The organism is Bacillus sp. M13(2017) (genome assembly GCF_002218325.1).
GTDB lineage: Bacteria > Bacillota > Bacilli > Bacillales > Bacillaceae_G > Bacillus_A > Bacillus_A thuringiensis_K.
Genome location: NZ_KZ268500.1, coordinates 104,941 through 129,455, shown reverse-complemented (window position 1 = coordinate 129,455; position 24,515 = coordinate 104,941). Strand labels below are relative to the sequence as shown.

The following is a 24,515-nucleotide window of genomic DNA, read 5'->3' as shown; positions in this document are numbered from 1 at the left end:
TTAGTTTGCAACAACGTTAACAAGTTTTCCAGGAACAACAATTACTTTACGAACTGTTTTCCCTTCAATTTGGTCTTGAATTGCTTCAAGTGCAAGTTGTTCCATTTCTTCTTTTGATGCGTCTTTACTCATTGTTAGTTTCGCGCGAACTTTGCCCATGACTTGAACAACGATTTCAACTTCATCTTCTACAAGTTTAGACTCATCAAATGTTGGCCAGCTTGCATATGTGATTGTTTCATTGTATCCAAGTCTGCTCCATAGCTCTTCCCCGATGTGAGGTGCAACTGGTGCAATCATTTTTACGAAACCTTCTACATATTCTTTCGGAAGTGTTTCAGCTTTGTATGCATCGTTGATGAATACCATCATTTGAGAAATCGCTGTGTTAAAGCGAAGCTCTGCATAGTCTTCTGTTACTTTCTTCACTGTTTGGTGGTAAGCTTTTTCAAGCTCTTTATTTGGTGCATCCGTAATTTTCTCACTTAATTCACCGTTCTCTTGAACGAATAAACGCCATACACGGTCTAGGAAACGACGAGCTCCATCAAGGCCATTTTCAGACCAAGCGATTGAAGCATCTAATGGTCCCATGAACATTTCGTATAGACGAAGTGTATCTGCACCGTGGCTTGCTACGATATCATCAGGGTTTACAACGTTACCTTTTGATTTACTCATTTTCTCGTTGTTTTCACCTAGAATCATACCTTGGTTGAATAATTGTTGGAACGGCTCTTTCGTTGGAACTACACCGATGTCGTATAATACTTTGTGCCAGAAACGAGCATATAGTAAGTGAAGTACAGCGTGTTCTGCTCCGCCGATATAAATATCAACTGGAAGCCATTGTTTTACTTTTTCAGGATCTACAAGTGCTTCACTATTGTTTGGATCGATGTAACGTAAGTAATACCAGCAGCTACCAGCCCATTGTGGCATTGTATTTGTTTCACGACGACCTTTTTTACCAGTCTCAGGGTCAACAACATTTACCCACTCATCAATGTTAGCAAGTGGTGATTCACCTGTACCTGAAGGACGGATGTTTTCTGTTTTTGGAAGAACTAATGGTAATTCTTCTTCTTTCACAGCTGTCATTGTGCCATCTTCCCAGTGAATTACTGGAATTGGCTCACCCCAGTAACGTTGACGACTGAATAACCAGTCACGTAGACGGTACGTTACTTTTTGATTTCCTGCGCTTGTTACTTCAAGCCATTCAATCATTTTTGCGATTGCTTCTTCTTTATTTAAACCATCAAGGAATGCTGAGTTTACGTGTGCACCATCACCTGTGTACACTTCTTTCGTAATGTCTCCGCCTTTTACAACTTCCTTCATTGGAAGATTGAATACTGATGCGAATTCATAGTCACGCTCATCATGAGCTGGAACTGCCATTACAGCACCTGTTCCGTAAGTTGCAAGAACGTAGTCAGCGATCCAGATTGGTAATTTCTCACCGTTTACTGGGTTAACTGCGTAAGCACCAGTGAATACACCAGTTTTCTCTTTCGCAAGTTCTGTACGCTCTAGGTCACTCTTCATTTTTACAGCGTTAATGTAAGCTTCTACCGCTTCTTTTTGTTCTGCTGTTGTAATTTCTGCAACAAGTGCATGTTCCGGAGCAAGTACACAGTATGTTGCTCCAAATAGTGTATCAGGGCGTGTTGTGAAAACTGTGAACTTCTCATCTGTACCGTCGATGTTGAAATGTACTTCTGCACCTTCAGAGCGACCGATCCAGTTACGTTGCATATCTTTTAAGCTTTCAGGCCAATCAAGCTCATCTAGATCTTCTAATAGACGATCTCCGTAAGCTGTAATTTTTAACATCCACTGTCTCATCGGACGACGCTCAACTGGATGTCCACCGCGCTCACTCTTACCGTCAATGATCTCTTCGTTTGCAAGTACTGTACCAAGTGCTGGGCACCAGTTTACAGGTACTTCATCAACGTAAGCTAAGCCTTTTTCAAATAGTTTTAGGAAAATCCATTGTGTCCACTTGTAATAGTTTGGATCTGTTGTATTTACTTCACGGTCCCAATCGTAAGAGAAACCTAATGATTTAATTTGGTTACGGAACGTATTAATATTATGCTCTGTAAATTCAGCTGGGCTGTTTCCAGTATCAAGTGCATATTGCTCTGCTGGAAGACCGAATGCATCCCATCCCATTGGATGAAGAACATTATATCCTTGCATACGCTTCATACGAGATAAAATATCTGTCGCTGTATAACCTTCTGGATGTCCTACGTGTAGGCCTGCACCTGATGGATATGGGAACATATCTAGTGCATAAAATTTTGGTTTTTCTGTCTCATCTGGCGTACGGAATGTTTTATTCTCTTCCCAGTACCCTTGCCACTTCTTCTCAATTTCTTGATGATTAAAGCTCATGAGATACCCTCCTTGAAATTCTATTTATTTTCACCGCCCAAAATACAAAAAACCTCTCATCCCTAGAAAGGGACGAGAGGTTATAGATTCCCGCGGTACCACCCTAAATTAATGTACAAATATACATTCGCTTAGATCCGTAACGTGGATTAACGGCAATTGCTACTATTAGTTTCACAACTGCAACTCAAAGGCGAGTTCATAACGAAACGTGGATTGACTTGCACCGACCGTCAACTCTCTAAACCAGCTTCTATTACTACTACTCCTTCTCACTGTTATTACACATATAAGTTAAGTGAACTATCCTTCACCTAGTATCTCTTAAGAGCTTACTTAAAGCGAGGACTTCTCGGTTAATCGTTACTCTTAATAACTAACGAATTCATCTTAAGACAGCCGAGCTATCTCCCTTGTTCTAAAGGTTGTTTTATTTAAATATATTCTAAAACATGTTACATGTTCCGTCAAACTAAACTGCAATTTTTTCTTCAACTGTATCTTCTACTTTTACTCGTTTATCATAAATGCTCGTTGCTATAAGCGCTATTACAAGCATTACCATGATTGCTATAAACAATACTTCCATATTGTATAAATCCACAATTGCTCCGCCAACGACCGGCCCGAACATTTTCCCTACAGTCGCCGCACTATTTACAACCCCTTGATAAAAACCTAATTTATCTTTTGGTGCAAGTATATTTGCAATCGTTGGAACCGCAGGCCATACAAATAACTCACCAATTGTTAATGTTACCATCGCAACGAGGAACATCGTAAATTGCTGCGCTTGGCTTAACACAATGAATGACGCCGCAAAAATGAAAATCCCAATCATAATTTGCTGTTTTAAAGAACGCTTCATCCAGCGAATTAGCATACTAACAAGTGGTTGCGCACAAACGATCATTGCTCCGTTTATCGTCCATAATAAACTATAATGACGAAGACTAATGTTTAATTCTTGCATATGTGTTGCAATTGCACCTTGCCACTGTACGTATGTAACCCAGCATAAAGCATATGCTACACACACGATAAGAAGTGCTTTAAATCCAGGTGTAAGTGACCAACCTTTTTTCGTTTCGACTTCTTTTTGTACTCCTGGCTTCTTCTTGTCTTCCATACCACGGAATCCAATAAAAGCAATTAAGAAGAAAACAAAGTATAAAATAAAGTTCGCTAAGAAAATATAATCAAAACGATACGAAGCAACTAATCCACCACACGCTGTTCCAATCGCAATACCAACGTTTTGTCCAACATACATCGCATTAAATGCTCGTCTTCCGCCCTCTGGCCAAACTGTACCGACCATCGCATACATCGATGGGAAGACCATTCCAGAACCGAAGCCGATTAACGCTAGCCACACAACGTATAAAGGCCAACCGTGGAAGAACACTAGACCTAAAATTGATACAAGTGTAATCACAATCCCTACTAAAGTTGATTTATAACCGCCCCATTTATCAAATAAAACACCGCCGAGCAAGTTTCCGATTACACCAGTAAGCGAGTTAATCATTAATACCATTCCGGCCACAGATAAAGATTTTCCTAAGTGATCATGCAAATAAATTGTATTAAAAGGCCATAAAAAAGAAGCACCCGTGACATTAATAATCATCCCAGCTACTAATAGCCATACTTTCCTTGGCATAGTTTCCCCTCCTATTCTATTTTTTTCGTTCATATATATAACAGTAAAATTGTAGTCGTTTTTAAATAGGAAGGCAACTGATTAATAGTTGATGAAATTCAGATAACGGTTCATCGGTAAATGAAATTATACTGATTGCTACTTGGATTATATCAGCGATTATTAGAATATATCGGCGCAACTACAAATATATCAGCTATTATTAAAATATATCGACTTACCGACAAAAAATGACAACAGTAACAATATATAAAAGGGTGGACTGCATGAAATTTTCATGCAGTCCACCCTTATTTGTACTATCCAGCTTCTTTTTCTCGCTTCGCACGTTCTTTAGCGCTCCATTTAAATATTTTATCTAGTAAAGAATATATTCTCCCAGATTCTTTCGTTAACAAAGGTCCTAACGATGCCAATATTAAAACATACAAGGCTGAGAATGGTTTAATCGTTGCCATTAAGCCACCCGCAATTCCAATATTCGCGACGATAATGGAAAACTCTCCGCGTGATACAAGTGTTAAACCAATATTCGTAGAAGCCTTATGCGATAATCCCGCTTTACGCCCCGCAACCATTCCAGCGGTAAAATTACCGATAAGAGTAATGAAAACTGCTCCTAATGCCAACCACACTGCTCCGCCAAGTGAAAATGGATCTATACTTAAACCGAAGCTGAAAAAGAATATAGCTCCAAAGAAATCACGAAACGGAACAACGAGCTGTTCAATTCGATCACTATGCTCTGTTTCAGAAAAAACGAGTCCTAGTAATAATGCTCCAATTGCCTCTGCAACATGAATCGTTTCTGAAAATCCTGCTACAAAGAACAAAATAGCGAATATTACAATAATAAAAATTTCATTGGACGAAATATCTAACATTTTATTTAAAAATCGTGTAGCTTTTCTAGCAACTATAAAGAATAATAACATATACCCTACTGCGATTAAAATAGATGTAAGAGCACCTACAAATGACGTTGCCCCTCCGAGTACTAACCCTGAAACCACTGATAAATATACCGCTAAAAAGATATCATCAAACATAATGATTCCTAAAATTAGCTCCGTCTCTTTATTACCAGATCTTCTTAAATCAACAATTACTTTCGCAACAATTGCACTCGATGAAATTGTTATGATCCCAGCAATAATTAATGTTTCTAATAAGGGGAAACCCATTATATATCCGTAAAGTAAACCTAATATAAAATTAAGCGATATATGAACAGTTCCTCCAAAAGCGATTGATTTTCCTGATTTAATTAATTTTTTAATTGAGAATTCTAAGCCTAAATAGAATAAGAGGAATATAACGCCAACACGGCCGAGGAAGGAAATAACTTCTCCGCTTTCAATAAATCTTAAATCGATAAGCCCTAAATCCGGGGCATGGGGACCCACTAGCATGCCGAGTATTATGAGAAACGGAATAATCGAGAACTTTAACTTTGCAGCGAGAATAGCTGCAAAAGCGACTAATACTAACGCAGTTCCAACTTCAAAGATTAAAGTATCCATCGATTATGAATCCCCTCCTACTGAAAGCAACTCATTAATAATTCTTTTTACTTCATGTCTCTCGCCTGATAATACGAGCATATCACCAGCTTCAATGATAGAATCTGGACCTGGATTAAAGAACTTCTTCATATTTTTTTTCAAAATGGCAATAATCGTTACGTTATATGTGTTTCGGACATGTAAACTACCAATTGTTTTTTGTACGACTGGTGCATTATTTTCCACCTTAAACCACTCAATTGATAATCCTTCAAAAGCCATTTCAATTGTATCTAAAGCTTGTGGTCTATATACCATTCCGCCCAATATAGCTGCAATTTGTCTCGCTTCGGAATCACGAAGAGAGACGCTTGAAATACTCTCCTCATGATCAGCATCAAAATGGTACATTTCTCTTCGGCCATCATCATGAATAACGATAACCATCTTTTCATTACCTTTTGTAATCACTTCAAACTTACATCCAATACCCGGCAGTTCACTCTCTCTAATATTCATATTTTCCGCCTCCTAATTTTTTTAGTTACGGCTTTTATAAATCGACATCAATCTCCGTTTTAAAGGGCTCATCCTTTGAGATACCTAAATACTTTAGCGTCTCTGATGGAGTCGCGTGATGGAAATGTTTTTGCAATAACGCAATCGCTATCCCTCTTTTGTACGCATGAAATCCAAACGTTTTTCGCATTGAATTTGTTCCAATCTTACCAACAACTCCAACTGCTTCTGCAGCATTATGAATTACACGATACGCTTGTTGGCGCGTAATTGAATTTGGCGTTTTATTAGATTGAAATACGTAATTTTCTCTTTTAACGCCAATAGATTGTACGTAATCTAAAAGCGCTTTTTTTACTTTTGTATTTAAATAAATATCTTGTTTAAATTTTTCATCTTTCACAGGAAGAGTATAAAACTCTTTAACAGTCCCATCTTCATTTAATACATCTTCAAATTTCATACTAAGTAGTTCTGTAATTTTTAATCCTGTGTTAATTCCCATAACAAATAAAAGATAATCTCGCTGGGAGTGCTCTTTTAAATATTTTTTCATAGCCTCAATTTGGCTTATATCTTTTAATGGCTCTACAACTTCCATACATGTATTCTCCTCATCTTATGAACGGTAATTTTTTCATTATGTTGTCCATTTTACCTTATCATGCTATGAGATTTCCATGTGTTATCCATTATTTTCACAATATACTCAGGTGGTTCTGAAAATTTTCAATGTGGAAACTTACGATTGTATAAATACGTTGCGGTAAAAAATGTGGGGATAAAAGTTCAATTTCTTTCTACAGATTGGATTCCTCCTTTCCCTATCCAGCTACTTCTACTTTTATATTACGTTACTTATTTACATTATATTATATATTTCAGTAACGTCAAAGTATTTTTTCTGAAAATAAAAAAACCGAGCAGTTTCGCTCGGTTTTTTTTATTAATCTTCCTTAGGAAGAACAATTCCTTTATACAATTGAACTGTAATGAAGTAATAAATCGTGTAAATAACTACGAAAATTACAATTGGCACCCAAATACGGAAGTACGGATCGATTAAAATAAATCCGAAAATATTCATACCAACTAATACGTGTGCAATACCTACAATTGCTGGGAATAGGAATACTAAGAATAACTCTTTATAAATTGATTTTGTTAATAATTCACGGCGCACCCCGATTTTACGAAGCATTTGATAACGCGTAATATCTTTTGATGCACCAGAGAGAATTTTAAACATAAGACAACTTGCCATCATTGCTAAGAAAGCAATTCCAAGGAAGAAGCCCATAAATACTGTTCCGCTCGCAACGCCATAGAACATGTCGTAAGCTCGATATTTACTATCTAATCTTTCAATTGCTATATTTTTATATTTATCTAGTTGCAACTCGTCAAGTTTTTTCCATTCTTTTATGTGTGCTTCAAAATCATCTGTTTTTCCAGTAAATACAATTCCTTCTTTACCATTTACAGTATCGTACATTTTTTGATCTACAATTTTAATTGCATGATCTTCATGTACATAGAATGGCTGGATTGTTCTAAAAGCCTCATCCCATTCTTCTGGAAGTGCTTTAGCATTCGCATCTTTTTCATTCATTTCTCTAGAAACTGCACCTACTGGCAGTTCTGCTGAAACTTTCTTCGTGTTCACTAAATCCTTCATCGATTTCATCTTTGCCATATCTCTTACTAAAGGACGATTTTTCTCTAAATCTTCTTTTACATAGTAAACATATTTATTATCAACTTTGTAACGATATTCATTTTTCTCTTTAAATGTAATACCGTCTAAAACTTTCTTTTCTTCAGCTGTTGGATTATGAACAACTGAATCGTAAATTACTAAACCATCAACCATTTTTATAACGTTATTTTTAAACGCCATACCACCTGAAATTGCACCGGCTCCAAGAGCAACTAACATCGCTACTGTTGCAAGTACCTTTGTTAGGCTATTAATACGGAAATTTAATTGTGCAAATGTAAAAGCGTTAAGTCCTTTTTCACTACGCTTTTTATTACCCTTTAACTTTTTAATAAAGACTGGGAGAAGTGATCCAAACAGCATGTAAGTACCAGCTGTTGTTGTAATTAATGCAATAATGATTCCCATTTCTCTTAGTTTTTCCATGTAAATCATTGATGCATAGCCCATTCCTAATAAAATAACCGCAAGGAATGCAACTACACCTGTCATTTTTCCTTTTACCGCAACACGTTCTGTTTGTGCATCTGCATGTACAAGTTGCAGTACAGAAATACGTGATAATTTAATACTGTTCATAATTGCGGATAATACAAATAGTGCAAAGAAGAAGATGCAAGTAACAGTCATTGATGGTAAATAAAATGCTTTATAGCCTTTACCAGCAAATTCTAATTGTTTCATTAATAGCTGTCCGATACCTTCTGCAAGGCCTACTCCAACTATAATACCAATCGCAAGAGACGCAGCACCTAGTACGATTGTTTCGATAAACATAAGTAATGTAACTTTATGCTTTTTTGCTCCTAACATCATATACATACCAAACTCTTTTTGACGAAGAGATAGTAAGAAAGAGTTCGCATATAAAATATAGAAGAACGTTATAATAGCTAGTAAAAATGAACCTGCTTGGAATACAAATCCAATTTGACCAATAGTAGAATTTTCCTTAAGGAAGGCCTCATTTAACGCTAATGTTTGGAACATATAAAAAATTGAAATGGACATGACAAGACCAACAAGTAAGACGATATAATCTTTCAGCTTACTTTTTAGCCCTGACATGGAAAGTTTAAATAACATGCTCTAGAACCTCCCTTCTTATGCTTTTTGTGTGCCTAAGTCTGCAAGCACGTCTAAAATTTCTTTATAAAACTCTTCACGTGTACCGCCTCGATGAATTTCTTTATATAGCTCACCATCTTGAATGAATAAAATACGCTGGCAGTAACTTGCACTATACGGATCATGTGTAACCATCATAATAGATACGCCTTGATCTTTATTTAAGTTTGTCATCGCATCAAGTAAACTCGCTGCATTTTTAGAATCAAGCGCTCCTGTTGGCTCGTCCCCTAAAATAATTGCAGGCTCATGCACTAAAGCACGCGCTGCTGCCGAACGTTGCTTTTGCCCACCAGATACTTCAGATGGGTACTTTTGAAGTATTTCTGTAATTCCTAACATATCCGCTACTTTCTCGACTTTTGGTCCAATGTTACGTGATGGAACACCTTGCAAGGAAAGTGGAAGTGCGATGTTTTCATAAATAGATAAGTTTTCTAATAAATTAAAATCTTGGAAGATGAATCCTAACTTTTGTGAACGGAAATCTGAAAGCTCACCTTGTTTCATTTTTGTAATATCCGTACCTGCAATTTCAACAACGCCGCCCGTTGCTTTATCCAGCGTTGAAATTACATTTAATAATGTCGTTTTACCAGAACCAGATGGTCCCATAATCCCTACAAACTCACCCTCTTGAATTGAGAATGAAACACCTTTTAACGCGTGTGATTGATTCTCACCTTTTTTACCGTACACTTTTTGAACGTTTTTCACGTCTACAACTGGTTTCGTCATATATATCCTCCTACGCTTGTTTTTCCATTACCTATTTTGCGCCTTTTGGCGATGAACTGCTATTTGTTAACATTACATTTACCTTACACTTTTGTAATATAAAAAAGGTGTGCTTGTAAGCTTGGCTTTTACTACTAGTTCGTTTTTTGACACAGTAAATCGATAAATGAAATTATATCGGCGATTCCCTCACTTTTATCAGCGATTTTCAAAATATATCGACTTACCGACAAAAACTGACAATACAAATAGGCTGTTCCGCAAAAGGAACAGCCCACTTCTTTCTTTATCCCGCTTTAATGGGCAGTAAGACCCCCACTGATTAAAGTTTCACTTTATTTCTTTAAAGGTGTTACCGTCCAATACGTAATAACACGCCAAATCCATTCTAGTGGACCCATCTTAAAGATTTTCATCCAAATCATACTAAATACAATTTGAATCGCATAAATTGCGATACACACATATAACGTCTGCATGTATGTTAAGTTTCCTGCAAAGTTAAATACACTACCGGCAATTAAAATCATTGCAGTTTGTCCAATATAATTTGTTAACGCCATACGTCCATAATATTTCAGTGGTGCTAATAATGTTTGAACTGGTTTTAATTGAAGTAATAAAATTAACGCTCCAACATAGAAAGCTGAAATGATTGGTCCCACTGTAACACCAATTTTTAAAAATTGGCTTGCAGCGTCCATTGTTCCATCTTCATTCATTAGTATCATATTTACAAATGGATCAGCAGGCACGTGCCCGTATTGATACCATACAGCTACGACACTTAAAACAAACATAACACCTGTAAAAATAGCGACTTTCTTTATGTTCTGCGTGAGATTTTCAAATACACGATATTGTCCTGCAGCAAGTCCTAATAAAATTAAGCCAAGTGGTAATAGTTCTTTAACACCCATTACACTAAAAACAATTGTTAAAATAAGACCAATAACTAAGTTCACTTGTTTTTTCGCTTTATAAAATGGCAAAACGATTAACCCGCAAATTGCATATAACGTTAATGCTTCTCCAGGCTGAAACATGTAATGAATCAAACCGAAAATAAATAGTGCCACTAAGCGGCGTAGAAATAGAATATATCCATTCTTCCCCTTCGCAATTGCTCTAGAGATAAAGATATAGAATCCTACTCCAAATAAGAATGAGAAAATTGAGAAGAAACGACCTTCTACAAATAAGTATAGAAACCTTTGATAGCTGGCATCTACTGTATTAGGATCTGGAATTTTAATGTTAAGTAGTGCAAGAATATTTACTAAAATAATCCCCAGTAGTGCGAAGCCACGAATGTAATCTAACTCATCAATTCGTTTATTTGTAATATTGTTCCTCATAAAGCAACTCCTTGTCTAAAATGTAATCCTCCCTTACTCTACTGGAAATGTGATTTTACAACTATCGGCAAACCTTACAGCAATCTTACATTATTGTCATATAACAAAATAAAACCAGGTCATATTTCGACCTGGTTTACTCTGATTGTTTCGATTTTTGCGGTTGTCCTTTTTTACTGTTACGCTGTTTTACTTGAACAATCGGATCAAGTTCATTTGAAAACTCTGCGTTATGTCCATTTTGCGTTTTTTGCTCTGGGTTATTTTGATCTGAACGTTTCGCCATTACATTCACTCCTTATTAGTGGGGTGTAATAATCATTTGATGTTGCAATTGGCGAATTGCCATACGTGCTCTATTTAACTGCTCACGTTGCTCATCATTCGCATGTTGTTGCATCGTTTGTAAATCGTTATATGCTTGTTCTAATTGTAACTGCGCATCCGAATACTCCATCGTATTGTAATGCTCTTGTCTCATGCCTTGGTCTAATTGTTCTTTCGCATATTCCACCGCTTGTTCCGCTTGTGTAATATACGATTCAAGTGATTGACGCTCTGCCATAATTGTCCCTCCTTGCTTCAATTCCCCTTTAGTGTGTCCCTTCCATCTAAACCTTATGAGTATGTTATAATGTATTTTGTTTCATTTTGACTCGGCTTAGGAGGGAAAATAATGAAGGTTCAAAACCCTTTTCCATATACAAACGACAATAAACGTTATCATACATGGAATTACCATTTACGAAATGAATTTGGTGAAAAAATCTTTAAAGTTTCATTAGATGCTGGCTTCGATTGCCCGAACCGTGATGGTACAGTTGCTTATGGCGGTTGTACATTTTGCAGTGCTGCTGGATCTGGTGACTTCGCTGGCAATCGCCGCGATGATGTTATAACGCAATATCATGAAATGAAAGAAAAAATGCGCTCAAAGTGGAAAGACGGAAAATGTATCGCTTATTTCCAGGCGTACACAAATACACATGCACCACTTGAAGTGTTAAAAGAAAAATTCGAACCGCTTCTAGCAGAAAAAGACGTTGTCGGTCTTTCTATCGCAACTCGTCCAGATTGTTTACCAGACGATGTTGTTGCATATTTAGCGGACTTAAATAAACGCACATACCTTTGGGTTGAACTCGGACTACAAACTGTTCATGAACGAACTGCAAACCTTATTAACCGCGCTCACGATTATCCGTCTTATGTGGAAGGTGTAAATAAATTACGCAAGCATGGTATTCGAGTTTGCTCTCATATTATTAACGGCCTTCCACTTGAAGATTACGACATGATGATGGAAACAGCTCGTGAAGTTGCGAAGCTTGATGTACAAGGAATTAAAATCCACTTACTTCACTTATTAAAAGGAACACCAATGGTGAAACAATATGAAAAAGGACAACTAGAATTCCTTTCTCTTGAGGATTACGTAAATCTCGTTGTTGACCAACTTGAAATTATTCCAGAAGACGTAATTGTGCACCGTATCACAGGTGACGGTCCACCTGATTTAATGATTGGTCCAATGTGGAGCTTAAATAAATGGGAAGTATTAAATTCCATTGATGCAGAATTTGTACGCCGCGGAAGCTGGCAAGGAAAATATGCAAATGAGGAGAAACAAAAATGAAATTAGAACGTGTATTACCGTTTGCTCGCACTCTCTTGCAAACGGCAGTAAAAGAAGGCGATTACGCTGTAGATGCAACTTTAGGAAACGGCCATGACACTTGCTTCCTAGCTGAAATCGTTGGCGATAACGGAAAAGTATTTGGATTTGATATTCAAAAAGAGGCGATTGAAAGCTCAACAACTCGTCTAAAAGAAAAAGAACTTTTCGAACGTACTGTTTTAGTTCATGATAGTCACGATACACTCCTATCCGTATTACCAGAAGGTGCAAAAGGAAAAGTAACAGGCGCAATTTTCAACTTAGGTTACCTTCCTGGCGGAGACAAACATATCGTCACAAAACCGAACTCAACAATTTCAGCAATTGAACAATTACTAGAAGTAATGACGCCTCAAGGTATCATCGTCCTTGTCATTTACCACGGACATCCAGAAGGACAAGTAGAACGCGACGCTGTTCTCAAATTCGCCGAAGAACTAGACCAAAAACAAGCTCACGTACTGCGATATGGCTTCATTAACCAGCAAAATAACCCACCATTTATTGTGGCGATTGAGAAACGATAAAGTGAAACTTTAATCAGTGGGGGGAATCCCCCACTGATCATTAGTTGAACCAATCGGGCATTTATGGGCAGTTTATCTCCCAACTAATTTCTTTGCTCCAGCCGAATTTTAAGGTGGGAGTTTTACTGCCCGTTAATGCGGGGTAATATATCAACGATTTTTTCGATATATATCTATCATAACTTACAATATATCAACGATTTCTCGGATATATCGATTGTTCGACAAAACGTAACAAAAAAGACGTGCATTCACTGCACGTCTTTTTATTATTTTCCTATATAATGGATATAAACATTCTTAAAGGAGACGAAACAATGATTGGAATACTAGCAGGAATGGGACCAAAATCGACTGGGCCATTCGTCGATACAGTTGTAGCAAATTGCAAAACAATATACGGAGCAAAGCATGATATGGACTTTCCTCATATGATGATTTATTCATGTCCAACACCGTTTTACATGGATCGCCCTATTGATCACGAAGCGATGAAAAAAGCAATTATTGAAGGAGCACAAAAGCTTGAAAGTACTGGCGCAAGCTTTATCGCTATGCCGTGCAATACGGCGCATCTTTATTTCGAGGAATTACAGCATTCTCTGTCCATTCCAATTTTAAATATAGTCGATGAGACGTTACAAGCAATTCCTAAAAATACAAAAAGAGTCGCTCTTCTCGCAACAGAAGCGACAATCCAGTCTGGTATTTATCAAGATGGGATTGCAAAACGTAATATAGAGTACATTCATTATGAAAAATGGCAAACGATGATTAATCAAATTATTACGTATATTAAAAGCGGAGAAGTTGAAGAAGCTCGCAAATTATGGAGCGCACTCGTTGTGCAGTTGAAGGATGAAGTAGCTACCGCAATTATCGCATGTACTGATTTGAATGTTGTGGCTAGTGAGGATTTTGTTGATTCTTCTCAATGTCTTGCGAAAGCGGTTGTTAGGATGTACTTATCAAATATAAAGAGATCTTCATAAACATAGAAAACACTCCTTCTAAAATGTGTTTTATGTTTAATAAAAATCCCATAAACTTTTAACTTTCTTCACAATTCTTTCAAAGTAATCACACTTAATCTCGCTATATTAAAATGAGGAATTTATTCATATAGGGAAGGTTAGGGGAACTGAAAGTATGAAAGTAAATCGTTCGCTTCATTACATTTTTTGGCGTTGGCATTTTTATGCTGGGCTTTTTATTACGCCGCTTCTTATTACGTTGTCACTGAGTGGCATTGGATATTTATTTCGGGAAGAGGTTGAAGATTTAATCTATAAAGATTTATATTTTGGGAAGAGCGCCCAAACAGAATCTATTTCGATGGCTGATTCTATTTCCTTAACAGAGAAAAAATATCCACATTATAGCGTGGCAAAAATTAGCGAGTTTAATGGGGATTATAATACGAGACTTACGATTGCAAATGAGTATACGGGACAACAAAAATATGTGTATTTAGATAGCAATAATCAAATTGTCGGAGATCAAAACGCAAGTGAAACGTTTGCCAATATAATGCGGGAATTACATAGTTCTCTTTTAGTTGGTGGCACTGTCATCAACTATACTGTAGAACTTGCGGCATGCTGGACAATATTCTTAATTGTGACTGGGTTGTACATGAGTATACGCCAATTCAAAAATACACCGGCATCCAATAAGCGAGAAAAAGCAAAACGACGTCATTCTATTATCGGTATTATATTTACAATTCCACTCGTTCTGCTAGTCGCATCTGGATTGCCATGGTCAGGATTTATGGGTAACCAAATTTATAAAATCGCATCGTCGAATGAATCGCTCGGATATCCGAAATTGTATATGGCGCCGCCTGAATCAAAGGTAAAAGAATTGCCATGGGCAACAAGAAAAGCAGCTCCTCCTGAATCGGATTCAAATGAACCGAAAGCTATTTCTGTCGATGAATTACAAAAAGGAATTGAAATAAAGAAGCCATACGTTATCTCACTACCAGCTGATCCGAAAGGCGTATTCACAGTTTCGAAATCAAGCGGTTCTGGTATTACAGGTATGCATGTTGCACCAAATGAAGAAATAACAGCTTACTTTAATCAATATAGCGGGGAACTCATTTCGAAAACAGACTATCGTGATTATGGATTACTTGCACAATGGTTCACTTACGGTATCCCGCTTCACGAAGGACATTTATTCGGATGGCCAAATAAAATATTATGCTTACTAACGACATTATCTTTATTACTTCTCATTTATTACGGAGTAAAAATGTGGTTAGCAAGAAAGCCGAAAGGAAAATTAGCAGCACCGCCAAAGCAAAGAGATAAGAAAAGCATATTCGTTTTCTTTATCATGATGGTTATACTAGGCGCTGTCATGCCTTTATTCGGACTATCTGTTTTAGTTATTTTTGCGATTGAACTTCTTATATATGTATTTTCAAAAATACGCTCATAGTAAAAAAGCATTTGTACTCCCTTGTACAAATGCTTTTTTATTTACTATTTTCTTTTTTTCTACCACTTATTAAAAAGACGATATCTACTATAATAATTACGCCAATTATTACCTGGGGCACATAATCCATCATAGTAGGACCACTTGGCCTATTCATCATCATATATATTCCAGTTACAAATGAAATGGAAAGTAGCACGAGTAATGTAACCTCAATATGGTCATATAGCTTTTGAAACAATCTCTTCATTTCCGCCACCACCTTTACCATATTATAACAAAGAAAACCACTCTACATGAGTGGTTTTCTTCATCACTGCGCCGTTTTCTTTCGGTACATCTTCCCGTTCCAATAGAAGAATCGTGAAGTGAGACCTCCGTATTTTACAATGCGCCGTGCCATTTTGTGCATATTCTTTTGTGCTGATACTTTTTGGTCTGATAAATAAATACCAAGTAATCCTCGGCTTATGAGACGATGAAACTTCGCATGAGGCAAATCACCAATGCTCTTCTCTGCTTCTTCTACAAAATGTTTCATACGATCTAATATCACTTGCTCGTTTTCGTAATAACTACAGAAATTTAAATCTCCGCCTATACGGTCTTCTTCTTGATCAATGAAATAATCAAGCAAAATATGAAGTCCTTGTACGTAAGGGAAGTATCCTTGTCTAATTTTCGCAATATCTTCATCATGTAATTCATCATGAAATGCATATGCGACAAGACAGAAAATTCCAAGTGTAGAACCGGCACATGCTGAAAATTCAAACCAACTCATCTCAGGTAAGTTTTCTTTATGTGCTTCAAACCAGTTTTTCAGGCGCGGCTCTCTTTCTTCTAATTTCACGTGTTTATGAATTTGCAAATCACAATAATAACAAGCAAGTTCATGAAGAACAGGAGCAATTTTGTCATAGTGCTTCGTTTTCTTTAAAACATCTTGGCATGTTTCAACAAGTTCATCTAAATAACCACCATCATCTTGATCATCACGATAACGATAATAATTACCGCCGCCTTCTACTTCAGGTGATAATGCCATTAACATCGATTCATGCAGTGCGGCAAAATCATTTGGATCAAGTGATGTACTGCGATCACATAAATTATCTAAATAGTCGCTGATCGTTTGATACGCTACGATAAAACGAATACATTCTTCTCGGTGTTCATTTGCTAGCAGAGCTAAAATGCCACCGCCCTCACAATGAAACGTTTTATGCTCAATACTTGCGATTGCCTGACTATGAAGCTCATCATTCGGAATATGGTAGGCACGCTCTTTCCACATCGCTAGCTCATGGTGTACAACCGGAAACACATCACGGTATACTTTCGCCATGAGCGTTATGGGATTACTCGGTACGTTCACTTCTTCCTTCATCTCCTCTATTAAATGTACAAATAATGATTTATTTGTTTGTTTTTACTATATTATTGACATGCATTTCAGTAAATGACTGAATATAACTCAAAATTTCATCACGCTCATACTCATTTAATAGCTCGTGATAACAATTCGGCCATTCTTTAAAAGCCTTATCACTTATTTTAACATTATCAAACCAAGTGCGGACACGTGTTTTATCTACAAGTTTATCCTCACAAGCTTGCATTAGCAAGAGCGGAACATCTGGAAAATCATCTATTTTTTTATGAGCAATTTCGATAGACTTAATCAATTCACTATACCAACGTACTGATACTTTGCGCAAGAACAATGAATCATTCTCCATCGCGTCTCTCACTTCATGATTACGAGTTGACATTTCCACTGTAAGATTCGTTGCAAATTGCAATTTTGGAGCGATAATATTTAATATTTTTGAGGCAGCTTGAAGCGGTGCTGAAGGTCCAGTCACTACCCCTAAACATGGCGAACTTAAAATAATGCCGTCTACATCTTCTCTCTTCGTTTCTTGCATCATACGAATGACGATAAGACCGCCCATACTATGACCGAATAGAAAAATAGGTAACCGATACTTTCTTGCCTCTTTCACCCACAATTTAACTTCCTCTATGTATTCATCAAACGAATCAATATGTCCTCTATTTCTTGAAGTCGTTCCATGTGACGGAAGGTCCCCCATCACGACGTGGTAGCCGATATGATTCCACATTTCTGCAACAGCCTCGTAACGTCCGTGATATTCCATCGCGCCGTGCACAATAATGATTACAGCCTTTGCTTCCTCCGCTTCATAATTCCACATACGGACCTCCTCCATTTCACTCTTTTTCATAATTTGATACACTGAAACTAGTCTCTAGGAAAGGAAGGCTTTACATGATATATCCTTACAAAGAAAAAAATCCGAAAATTGCGAGTAGTGCTTTTATCGCTGATTATGTTACCATTACAGGCGATGTTTCCATTGGTGAAGAATCAAGTATCTGGTTTAATACAGTCATACGCGCTGATGTGTCACCAACAATCATTGGAGACCGAGTAAATGTACAAGACCAATGTACACTTCACCAAAGCCCGCAGTATCCTCTTATTTTAGAAGACGATGTTACCGTTGGGCATCAAGTTATTTTACATAGCTGTCATATTAAACAAGATGCTTTAATTGGAATGGGATCTATTATATTAGATGGTGCTGAAATTGGCGAAGGAGCCTTCATCGGTGCTGGAAGCCTCGTTTCACAAGGAAAGAAAATCCCGCCAAACACGTTAGCTTTCGGTCGCCCAGCGAAAGTCATTCGTGAGTTAACGGAGGAAGACCGTAAAGACATGGAGCGAATTCGCACACAATATGTTGAAAAAGGTCAGTATTATAAATCATTACAGAAGTAACTTTTCCAGCTGCCATTAAAGTGGCAGCTTTTTTTATAAAAACTAACTTTTTCTTTACAAAACATTATTACTCCCTCAATAAAATCTTATTAAAATAAAAGCTAATATCTCCATATATATGTAAGCAAGGGAGGAGAATTTTCATGAAGGCCAGTGGACTGTATAAAATAGAATGTTACATTTTCAAAGGAATTAACCGATACTTTGATCAAAAAACATTAAATATCTTTTTCAGCAATATTACTCATATAGGTGGTGCTACTTTCTCAATCGCACTCACACTGTTCTTTTTATTTTTTGCAAAAGGGACTTTGCATCAAACTGCAATCGCATCTGCTATTTCTTTAACAATTAGCCATATTCCTGTACAAATATTAAAAAGATGTTATCCACGAAAACGTCCTTATTTAACAATTCAGGACGCGAAATATCCAGTCCACCCATTAAAAGACCACTCTTTCCCGTCTGGTCATACAACAGCCGTTTTCTCTGTCCTTATTCCATTTATTTGTTATAATCCAAGTTTATTTGTTTTTTTATTACCGTTAGCATTATGCGTCGGTATTTCTCGCATTTATTTAGGACTTCACTATCCGTCAGATGTATTCGTCGGTATGTGCCTTGGCACTTGCTCTGGCATCATCTCTTTTTATCAATTCATCCCACTTTTCACATAAAGGAGTGATATGATGAGAGTCGCCATTTTTACCGATACTTTTACGCCACAAGTTAACGGGGTTGCGAAAACGTTAGAGCGAATAACACAATATTTTCAGAAAGAACAGATCGCCTATTCTGTTTTCGCCCCTCAGCATACAGCTGAAGATAATTTCGTGGCCAATGTGAACAAGATGAGAAGTATCCCGTTAACAATATTATATCCAGAATGTCGCTTTTCTTTTCCTACTCCGCGCATTAAACGAGAACTTCTTTCCTTTAAGCCTGACATTATTCACATTGCTACACCTTTCAACATGGGACTTTGTGGATTATATTATGCAAAAAAGTTAAACATCCCAGTTGTCGGTTCTTATCATACTGATTTCGATGCTTATTTACGCTATTACAAAATCGAATTTCTCTCTAATATGCTTTGGAACTATTTAAAATGGTTTCATAGTCATATGCAAAAAAATTTCGTTCCTTCTTTTGAAACGTTACACCAACTAAAAAATAAAGGCTTTCAGGCCCTATCCATTTGGGGACGTGGTGTAGATTGCACACTCTTTCATCCATCTTACAATACAGACCTATTCCGAAAAAAATATAATATTACAGCGAAGTATGTCCTTTCCTACGTTGGACGGATTGCCCCTGAAAAAGATATTGATACGTTGCAACACCTTATCGTCAAAACAGCCCATACTCGAAATGACATTCATTGGCTCATCGCAGGAGACGGTCCTCTAGCAACAAATTTACGTGAAGCTGTTCCGAAAGCAAATGTCACTTTTACTGGATATTTACAAGGTAAAGATTTAGCTGAAGTATATGCTTGTTCTAACATCATGATATTTCCATCTGCTACTGAAACGTTCGGAAATGTCGTACTCGAATCACTTGCATGCGGTACACCTGTCATCGGTGCAAATAGTGGTGGGGTTAAAAATATTATTGCAGATGGAAAAACAGGAATTCTTTGCCCGCCCAAACATGCGGATTCATTTCTATCATCCATCCATTCTTTATTGCGAAATGAAGAGCAGCTTATACAAATGGGCATAGCTGCTTCGTCTTATGCTAAAACAAAAAGCTGGGATGAGATTTTCCGTGGGTTACTTGACCAATATGAAGAAGTCCTTCAGCACACCGCATCAGAATTACTCGCTTAAACAGAAGAACTCCCTTCAACTAGACGAAGGGAGTTTATTACACAGTTATAAATTTTAGTTTCATAAATAATACATAAGGTTAAACATTGTTTTATTTCTATATTCATTATATCAAAAATAAACATAACTAAACAGACTTGTAATAAAAACCCATAAAAATTAATATATGGTTATACACTATTTTAACTGTATAGTGATTTTAAGAAATTCCCCTTAAAATCAATTTACTCACATACCTTTATACAGTAATTGTTCCCCAATTTCTGTATCCAAAAAAACCTTTCATTCATTTGAAAGGTCTTTTTGAGCCTGCACATATTCTTCTTTCGTATTCACATTTATAAACCAATCCGCATTCGCTTGTACATCTTCACCAACAATATACTTCACATTACATTGTGATAAAAGCTGGCCCATACTTCTTTTTTCTTCCTGAAGCAAAGCATAAATCTTTTCTTTCACTCGATTATGATACGCTGCAAGTAACGGTTGTTTCCTTCCATTAATAATAGGTACAACCGCATCATATTCATTGCTCGTTTGCTCTAATAAAATGGTAAACCACTCATGCGAAACATTTGGCGCATCGCAAGGCATAATAGCGTACCAATCTGCTTCTATGTATTCCATACCTGATACAATGCCGGCCAGCGGTCCATTCCCTTTATAGTGCGGGATATCTTCTATAACAGGAACTTGTACGAATTGCTCTACTCGCTCTTTTATATCAGTATGGCTAATTACTACAATGTCTTGCAAAGTATTTCCCATCACTTTCACAATATGCTCAACAAAAGTAGTTCCCTTCCAAATTGCTAACGCTTTCGGCTCACCAAATCTACTCGACATACCGCCCGCTAATACAATTCCAGCACACTTACTCATTGGCGATGCAGCTCAAATGTAATATGGCCTAATTCCGGTAAAATTAATTTATTCATCGCAAGTCGAACCGCTCCGCTAGACCCCGGCATCGAGAAAACTACTTTGCGCCCAATTGTACCACCAATCGCTCTACTTAACATTGCGCTACTTCCGATATCTTCTAAATAACTAATCATACGGAACAGCTCACCAAATCCAACAATTTCTTTATCTAATAACGCTGATACTACTTCAATTGTGACATCGCGTTTCGTAATACCAGTACCGCCATTTGTTAATACAACATCTACATCTTCCTTATGATAACCAGCTAACACTGCTTGCTGAATACTTTCTTTATCATCTTTTACAATTTCATAAGAAGTTACTTTATGTCCCGCTTCTTTTAACAATTCATGTAATAGTTGTCCGCTCTTATCTGTTTCTTCCGTACGTGTATCGGAAATCGTAACAATCTTGCAACGCACTTCTTTTGGAGCTTGTTTTTTATGTTCAGTTACACTCATTTTTTATCTTTCCTTTCTTAAAGACTTTTCTTCATTTTATCATACATACCTTTACACAATTATGTATGAAGCCAATCATGCGCCATGATACAATATAAGTATACTAACCCACAAAAAGGAAAGTGCAATTTCTTATACTCCTAGACTACACATCTTTAGCTACTCTTTATATTTTCTACATAATAGAATTCAATTTTAAAACTTGTACTAAAAAATAGATTGGAGGTCTACATAGTATGGAACTTTATAAAAAATTAACAACAACATTCATCCTCTTATTCGTCGCTTCCATCACTGTCGGCTTTTCCTTAAAAGGCGCAATTCCATACGCTACATTAGTAAGCATTATATTCGCGACACTATTTTTACTAAGTAGTGCCTTTTGCGCAAGTAAAGCACGTCAAATGAAAGGTTGATTACATATGTTCAAGAAGAAACCAATCCTTTGTAAATCATGTGAAAAAGAAATACAAACGTATGAAAAAGCGTGGATTCATATGCCATTTCCGGCAAATGGTATGACTAATATAAGAAAGTATATTGAACTAGAAGGACACATTTATTGTAGCTCGTGTATTGAAATAATGAACAAAAACTAGTAAATACAAAAGGTGGGCTTATATTGTTTGAATCAAACCGTATCCAGTTACGAAAGTTTTCCGAAGATGATATTCTAACGTATTATAAATGGCATAATGATATAGACGTTATGAGTTCAACTACCCTTAACCTTGATAAATATTCCTTACAAGATACAGAAAAACTTTGACAGCAATTTATTCATTCTTCAAACTCTAAAAGCTATATCATTGAAGAAAAAGCTACGCATCTTCCAATTGGTATTACTTCTTTAATTCATATTGATTCGTATAATCGAAACGCTGAATGCATTATTGATATTGGTAAAAAGGATTACTGGGGGCAAGGTTATGGGAAGGAAGCTTTCACTTTATTATTGAATTATGCATTTTTAGAATTAAATTTACATCGCCTTTCTTTACGAGTATTTTCTTTCAACGAGAGAGCAATTAAATTATATAAATCACTCGGTTTTCAACATGAAGGAACTTGTAAAGAAGCTATATTCCGCAACGGCACTTGGCATGACATTGAACTCTTCGCTTTATTCCAACGTAATTATAAATAAAAAAAGCTTTGCGCTCACTGCGCAAAGCTTTTTTTCATATATTATAGACCAGCTTGCTCTTTTAAAGCTGCAGCTTTGTCTGTACGTTCCCATGATAGATCTACATCAGTACGTCCGAAGTGGCCGTAAGCTGCTGTTTGTTTGTAAATTGGGCGACGTAAGTCTAGCATTTTAATAATACCAGCTGGGCGAAGATCGAAGTTGTTACGAACTAGTTCTACTAATACGTCTTCAGATACTTTACCAGTGCCGAATGTATCAACTGAAATTGATACTGGTTGTGCTACACCAATTGCGTATGCAAGTTGTACTTCTGCTTTTTCAGCAAGACCAGCTGCTACGATGTTTTTCGCAACATAACGAGCTGCATATGCTGCAGAACGGTCAACTTTCGTTGCATCTTTACCAGAGAATGCACCGCCACCGTGACGAGCGTATCCACCGTAAGTATCAACGATGATTTTACGTCCTGTTAAACCAGCATCACCTTGTGGTCCACCAATTACGAAGCGGCCAGTTGGGTTAATGAAGAATTTCGTTTCTCCATCGATTAATTCTGCTGGTACTACAGCTTTAATTACGTGCTCTTTTAAGTCGCGATCGATTTCTTCCCATGTAACATCTGGGTGATGTTGTGTAGAAATTACGATAGTATCAACACGTACTGGTTTACCATTTTCATCATACTCAACTGTAACTTGCGTTTTTCCATCCGGACGTAGGTATGATAACGTATCATCTTTACGTACTTCAGTTAAACGGCGAGCTAATTTGTGAGCAAGCGAGATTGGAAGTGGCATTAACTCTTGTGTTTCATTACATGCGAAACCAAACATTAAACCTTGGTCTCCTGCACCAATTGCCTCAATCTCAGCGTCAGTCATTTGACCTTCGCGCGCTTCTAGCGCTTGGTCAACACCCATAGCGATGTCAGCAGATTGCTCATCGATAGATGTTAAAACTGCACAAGTTTCTGCATCGAATCCGTATTTTGCGCGTGTGTAACCAATGCCTTGAATTGTTTCACGAACGATTTTTGGAATATCTACGTAAGTAGAAGTCGTAATTTCCCCCGCTACCAATACTAAACCAGTTGTTACAGTTGTTTCACAAGCTACACGTGCATTTGCGTCTTTTGATAAGATCGCATCTAAAATTGAATCAGAAATTTGGTCACAAATTTTATCTGGATGTCCTTCAGTTACAGACTCAGATGTGAACAGATGACGTTTTTTTGTCATGTGGTAAACCTCCCTACAGTAATTGTATATATTGTACGGAACTCATCCTTAATTTGCCACAGATTGCGACATACATTTATTCTCCCACACAAGCATACAGAAAAACCTTTCCTACTTTATATAGAGGAAAGGTTTAATTTGCTACTTGCATACTGCTTTTTGCCCTTCGCTCTTATCGTTCGAGACCTGTAGCCTCGCACAGGTTTTAGCACCTATTCACCTGCATTTATCAATACAAGTGAGGTTGCTGGGCTTCATCGGGCCTGTCCCTCCGCCAGCTCGGGATAAGAGAGTATCCGTCCCAACCTATACTAAAGAAATGATATTCATTTGTCAATTAATATTCACATTTTCGTGAAAGTTTTTCTCAATGCGCCTAAAATGAAATATTAATAA

The 24,515-nt window shown here is 37.0% G+C and carries 25 protein-coding genes, 1 pseudogene, 1 riboswitch and 1 other annotated feature; of the genes and pseudogenes, 10 read left to right on the top strand and 16 right to left on the bottom strand.

Annotated features, from left to right (window positions below; translation table 11 throughout):
* The 10 genes from leuS to CGQ22_RS00775 all read right to left on the bottom strand — a co-directional run bounded on the left by leuS (position 1) and on the right by CGQ22_RS00775 (position 11,608).
* Positions 1 to 2,409, bottom strand: a complete 2,409-nt coding sequence (gene leuS, locus CGQ22_RS00820; RefSeq protein ID WP_000009467.1) for a leucine--tRNA ligase — start codon at positions 2,407 to 2,409, stop codon at positions 1 to 3.
* A 65-nt stretch (positions 2,410 to 2,474) separates the two neighbouring features.
* Positions 2,475 to 2,694, bottom strand: a binding site (T-box leader).
* 187 nt (positions 2,695 to 2,881) lie between these two features.
* Positions 2,882 to 4,075, bottom strand: coding sequence for an MDR family MFS transporter (locus tag CGQ22_RS00815; protein WP_089148204.1), 1,194 nt, complete (start codon positions 4,073 to 4,075; stop codon positions 2,882 to 2,884).
* A gap of 299 nt (positions 4,076 to 4,374) precedes the next feature.
* Positions 4,375 to 5,598: a cation:proton antiporter gene (locus CGQ22_RS00810; protein ID WP_000380170.1), complete on the bottom strand. Its 1,224-nt coding sequence runs from the start codon at positions 5,596 to 5,598 to the stop codon at positions 4,375 to 4,377.
* Positions 5,599 to 5,601: 3 nt separating this feature from the next.
* A complete protein-coding gene (locus CGQ22_RS00805) occupies positions 5,602 to 6,099 on the bottom strand; it encodes a cation:proton antiporter regulatory subunit (RefSeq protein ID WP_001026053.1) in 498 nt (165 codons plus the stop codon).
* A 34-nt stretch (positions 6,100 to 6,133) separates the two neighbouring features.
* Positions 6,134 to 6,700: a tyrosine-type recombinase/integrase gene (locus CGQ22_RS00800; protein WP_000454232.1), complete on the bottom strand. Its 567-nt coding sequence runs from the start codon at positions 6,698 to 6,700 to the stop codon at positions 6,134 to 6,136.
* Between the two features lie 345 nt (positions 6,701 to 7,045).
* Complete coding sequence (locus tag CGQ22_RS00795; protein WP_000897755.1) at positions 7,046 to 8,905, bottom strand: FtsX-like permease family protein; 1,860 nt, start codon at positions 8,903 to 8,905, stop codon at positions 7,046 to 7,048.
* An 18-nt stretch (positions 8,906 to 8,923) separates the two neighbouring features.
* Positions 8,924 to 9,685, bottom strand: coding sequence for an ABC transporter ATP-binding protein (locus tag CGQ22_RS00790; RefSeq protein WP_000165843.1), 762 nt, complete (start codon positions 9,683 to 9,685; stop codon positions 8,924 to 8,926).
* A gap of 335 nt (positions 9,686 to 10,020) precedes the next feature.
* Positions 10,021 to 11,043: a DUF418 domain-containing protein gene (locus CGQ22_RS00785; RefSeq protein WP_001245422.1), complete on the bottom strand. Its 1,023-nt coding sequence runs from the start codon at positions 11,041 to 11,043 to the stop codon at positions 10,021 to 10,023.
* Between the two features lie 136 nt (positions 11,044 to 11,179).
* Positions 11,180 to 11,329 (bottom strand): hypothetical protein, encoded by a 150-nt coding sequence (locus tag CGQ22_RS00780; protein WP_001129340.1) that lies wholly within the window; start codon positions 11,327 to 11,329, stop codon positions 11,180 to 11,182.
* 15 nt (positions 11,330 to 11,344) lie between these two features.
* Positions 11,345 to 11,608, bottom strand: coding sequence for a YtzC family protein (locus CGQ22_RS00775; RefSeq protein ID WP_000840869.1), 264 nt, complete (start codon positions 11,606 to 11,608; stop codon positions 11,345 to 11,347).
* Between the two features lie 111 nt (positions 11,609 to 11,719).
* Here CGQ22_RS00775 and mnmL point away from each other — a divergent pair, with 111 nt between their 5' ends.
* From mnmL to CGQ22_RS00755, 4 genes are all read left to right on the top strand, one after another.
* Complete coding sequence (gene mnmL / locus CGQ22_RS00770; RefSeq protein WP_000868042.1) at positions 11,720 to 12,679, top strand: tRNA modification radical SAM protein MnmL/YtqA; 960 nt, start codon at positions 11,720 to 11,722, stop codon at positions 12,677 to 12,679.
* On the top strand, positions 12,676 to 13,248 hold the full coding sequence (gene mnmM / locus CGQ22_RS00765) for a tRNA 5-(aminomethyl)-2-thiouridylate-methyltransferase MnmM (RefSeq protein ID WP_000764494.1): 573 nt from the start codon (positions 12,676 to 12,678) through the stop codon (positions 13,246 to 13,248). The genes mnmL and mnmM overlap by 4 nt, the downstream gene beginning before the upstream one ends.
* A 317-nt stretch (positions 13,249 to 13,565) precedes the next feature.
* Positions 13,566 to 14,240: an aspartate/glutamate racemase family protein gene (locus CGQ22_RS00760; RefSeq protein WP_089148203.1), complete on the top strand. Its 675-nt coding sequence runs from the start codon at positions 13,566 to 13,568 to the stop codon at positions 14,238 to 14,240.
* 157 nt (positions 14,241 to 14,397) lie between these two features.
* Positions 14,398 to 15,699 carry a PepSY-associated TM helix domain-containing protein gene (locus CGQ22_RS00755; RefSeq protein WP_089148202.1) on the top strand — a complete coding sequence of 434 codons (1,302 nt, stop codon included), beginning with the start codon at positions 14,398 to 14,400 and terminating at the stop codon, positions 15,697 to 15,699.
* Positions 15,700 to 15,736: 37 nt separating this feature from the next.
* Here CGQ22_RS00755 and CGQ22_RS00750 read toward each other — a convergent pair whose 3' ends face one another.
* The 3 genes from CGQ22_RS00750 to CGQ22_RS00740 form a co-directional block, all read right to left on the bottom strand.
* Entirely contained in the window at positions 15,737 to 15,949 is a 213-nt protein-coding gene (locus CGQ22_RS00750) for a hypothetical protein (RefSeq protein ID WP_000825350.1), read from the bottom strand.
* Positions 15,950 to 16,012: 63 nt separating this feature from the next.
* The gene (locus CGQ22_RS00745; protein ID WP_001102462.1) at positions 16,013 to 17,077 is read right to left on the bottom strand and encodes a tetraprenyl-beta-curcumene synthase family protein; all 1,065 of its coding nucleotides are present in this window, start codon (positions 17,075 to 17,077) and stop codon (positions 16,013 to 16,015) included.
* Between the two features lie 40 nt (positions 17,078 to 17,117).
* On the bottom strand, positions 17,118 to 17,921 hold the full coding sequence (locus CGQ22_RS00740; RefSeq protein WP_000267406.1) for an alpha/beta hydrolase: 804 nt from the start codon (positions 17,919 to 17,921) through the stop codon (positions 17,118 to 17,120).
* A gap of 74 nt (positions 17,922 to 17,995) precedes the next feature.
* On the opposite strand from CGQ22_RS00740, the gene CGQ22_RS00735 reads away from it, so the two are divergent.
* The 3 genes from CGQ22_RS00735 (at position 17,996) to CGQ22_RS00725 (ending at position 20,340) form a co-directional block, all read left to right on the top strand.
* Positions 17,996 to 18,508, top strand: coding sequence for a gamma carbonic anhydrase (locus tag CGQ22_RS00735; RefSeq protein ID WP_089148201.1), 513 nt, complete (start codon positions 17,996 to 17,998; stop codon positions 18,506 to 18,508).
* Between the two features lie 143 nt (positions 18,509 to 18,651).
* Positions 18,652 to 19,185 (top strand): phosphatase PAP2 family protein, encoded by a 534-nt coding sequence (locus CGQ22_RS00730; RefSeq protein WP_000647632.1) that lies wholly within the window; start codon positions 18,652 to 18,654, stop codon positions 19,183 to 19,185.
* Between the two features lie 12 nt (positions 19,186 to 19,197).
* On the top strand, positions 19,198 to 20,340 hold the full coding sequence (locus CGQ22_RS00725; RefSeq protein ID WP_001261598.1) for a glycosyltransferase family 4 protein: 1,143 nt from the start codon (positions 19,198 to 19,200) through the stop codon (positions 20,338 to 20,340).
* Between the two features lie 282 nt (positions 20,341 to 20,622).
* Here the strand turns inward: CGQ22_RS00725 and CGQ22_RS00720 are convergent, their stop codons facing one another.
* Entirely contained in the window at positions 20,623 to 21,225 is a 603-nt protein-coding gene (locus CGQ22_RS00720; protein ID WP_000030830.1) for a molybdenum cofactor guanylyltransferase, read from the bottom strand.
* Positions 21,222 to 21,731, bottom strand: coding sequence for a MogA/MoaB family molybdenum cofactor biosynthesis protein (locus CGQ22_RS00715; RefSeq protein WP_089148200.1), 510 nt, complete (start codon positions 21,729 to 21,731; stop codon positions 21,222 to 21,224). Before CGQ22_RS00715 ends, CGQ22_RS00720 begins: the two co-directional genes overlap by 4 nt.
* A gap of 236 nt (positions 21,732 to 21,967) precedes the next feature.
* On the opposite strand from CGQ22_RS00715, the gene CGQ22_RS00710 reads away from it, so the two are divergent.
* The 3 genes and pseudogenes from CGQ22_RS00710 to CGQ22_RS00700 all read left to right on the top strand — a co-directional run bounded on the left by CGQ22_RS00710 (position 21,968) and on the right by CGQ22_RS00700 (position 22,878).
* The gene (locus CGQ22_RS00710) at positions 21,968 to 22,147 is read left to right on the top strand and encodes a hypothetical protein (protein WP_000424808.1); all 180 of its coding nucleotides are present in this window, start codon (positions 21,968 to 21,970) and stop codon (positions 22,145 to 22,147) included.
* Positions 22,148 to 22,153: 6 nt separating this feature from the next.
* Positions 22,154 to 22,330 carry a hypothetical protein gene (locus CGQ22_RS31785; protein WP_000473607.1) on the top strand — a complete coding sequence of 59 codons (177 nt, stop codon included), beginning with the start codon at positions 22,154 to 22,156 and terminating at the stop codon, positions 22,328 to 22,330.
* A 23-nt stretch (positions 22,331 to 22,353) separates the two neighbouring features.
* Positions 22,354 to 22,878, top strand: a pseudogene (locus tag CGQ22_RS00700) (GNAT family N-acetyltransferase).
* 41 nt (positions 22,879 to 22,919) lie between these two features.
* On the opposite strand, the gene metK reads toward CGQ22_RS00700, so the two are convergent.
* A complete protein-coding gene (gene metK / locus CGQ22_RS00695) occupies positions 22,920 to 24,119 on the bottom strand; it encodes a methionine adenosyltransferase (RefSeq protein ID WP_000163115.1) in 1,200 nt (399 codons plus the stop codon).
* A gap of 169 nt (positions 24,120 to 24,288) precedes the next feature.
* A riboswitch (SAM riboswitch) is annotated at positions 24,289 to 24,410 on the bottom strand.
* Positions 24,411 to 24,515 lie beyond the last annotated feature (105 nt).

Excerpts from the sequence above, each read along its gene's own strand:
- leuS (WP_000009467.1), bottom strand. The coding sequence starts at position 2,409 with ATGAGCTTTAATCATCAAGAAATTGAGAAGAAGTGGCAAGGGTACTGG.
- CGQ22_RS00815 (WP_089148204.1), bottom strand. The coding sequence starts at position 4,075 with ATGCCAAGGAAAGTATGGCTATTAGTAGCTGGGATGATTATTAATGTC.
- CGQ22_RS00810 (WP_000380170.1), bottom strand. The coding sequence starts at position 5,598 with ATGGATACTTTAATCTTTGAAGTTGGAACTGCGTTAGTATTAGTCGCT.
- CGQ22_RS00805 (WP_001026053.1), bottom strand. The coding sequence starts at position 6,099 with ATGAATATTAGAGAGAGTGAACTGCCGGGTATTGGATGTAAGTTTGAA.
- CGQ22_RS00800 (WP_000454232.1), bottom strand. The coding sequence starts at position 6,700 with ATGGAAGTTGTAGAGCCATTAAAAGATATAAGCCAAATTGAGGCTATG.
- CGQ22_RS00795 (WP_000897755.1), bottom strand. The coding sequence starts at position 8,905 with ATGTTATTTAAACTTTCCATGTCAGGGCTAAAAAGTAAGCTGAAAGAT.
- CGQ22_RS00790 (WP_000165843.1), bottom strand. The coding sequence starts at position 9,685 with ATGACGAAACCAGTTGTAGACGTGAAAAACGTTCAAAAAGTGTACGGT.
- CGQ22_RS00785 (WP_001245422.1), bottom strand. The coding sequence starts at position 11,043 with ATGAGGAACAATATTACAAATAAACGAATTGATGAGTTAGATTACATT.
- CGQ22_RS00780 (WP_001129340.1), bottom strand. The coding sequence starts at position 11,329 with ATGGCGAAACGTTCAGATCAAAATAACCCAGAGCAAAAAACGCAAAAT.
- CGQ22_RS00775 (WP_000840869.1), bottom strand. The coding sequence starts at position 11,608 with ATGGCAGAGCGTCAATCACTTGAATCGTATATTACACAAGCGGAACAA.
- mnmL (WP_000868042.1), top strand. The coding sequence starts at position 11,720 with ATGAAGGTTCAAAACCCTTTTCCATATACAAACGACAATAAACGTTAT.
- mnmM (WP_000764494.1), top strand. The coding sequence starts at position 12,676 with ATGAAATTAGAACGTGTATTACCGTTTGCTCGCACTCTCTTGCAAACG.
- CGQ22_RS00760 (WP_089148203.1), top strand. The coding sequence starts at position 13,566 with ATGATTGGAATACTAGCAGGAATGGGACCAAAATCGACTGGGCCATTC.
- CGQ22_RS00755 (WP_089148202.1), top strand. The coding sequence starts at position 14,398 with ATGAAAGTAAATCGTTCGCTTCATTACATTTTTTGGCGTTGGCATTTT.
- CGQ22_RS00750 (WP_000825350.1), bottom strand. The coding sequence starts at position 15,949 with ATGAAGAGATTGTTTCAAAAGCTATATGACCATATTGAGGTTACATTA.
- CGQ22_RS00740 (WP_000267406.1), bottom strand. The coding sequence starts at position 17,921 with ATGTGGAATTATGAAGCGGAGGAAGCAAAGGCTGTAATCATTATTGTG.
- CGQ22_RS00735 (WP_089148201.1), top strand. The coding sequence starts at position 17,996 with ATGATATATCCTTACAAAGAAAAAAATCCGAAAATTGCGAGTAGTGCT.
- CGQ22_RS00730 (WP_000647632.1), top strand. The coding sequence starts at position 18,652 with ATGAAGGCCAGTGGACTGTATAAAATAGAATGTTACATTTTCAAAGGA.
- CGQ22_RS00725 (WP_001261598.1), top strand. The coding sequence starts at position 19,198 with ATGAGAGTCGCCATTTTTACCGATACTTTTACGCCACAAGTTAACGGG.
- CGQ22_RS00720 (WP_000030830.1), bottom strand. The coding sequence starts at position 21,225 with ATGAGTAAGTGTGCTGGAATTGTATTAGCGGGCGGTATGTCGAGTAGA.
- CGQ22_RS00715 (WP_089148200.1), bottom strand. The coding sequence starts at position 21,731 with ATGAGTGTAACTGAACATAAAAAACAAGCTCCAAAAGAAGTGCGTTGC.
- CGQ22_RS00710 (WP_000424808.1), top strand. The coding sequence starts at position 21,968 with ATGGAACTTTATAAAAAATTAACAACAACATTCATCCTCTTATTCGTC.
- CGQ22_RS31785 (WP_000473607.1), top strand. The coding sequence starts at position 22,154 with ATGTTCAAGAAGAAACCAATCCTTTGTAAATCATGTGAAAAAGAAATA.
- metK (WP_000163115.1), bottom strand. The coding sequence starts at position 24,119 with ATGACAAAAAAACGTCATCTGTTCACATCTGAGTCTGTAACTGAAGGA.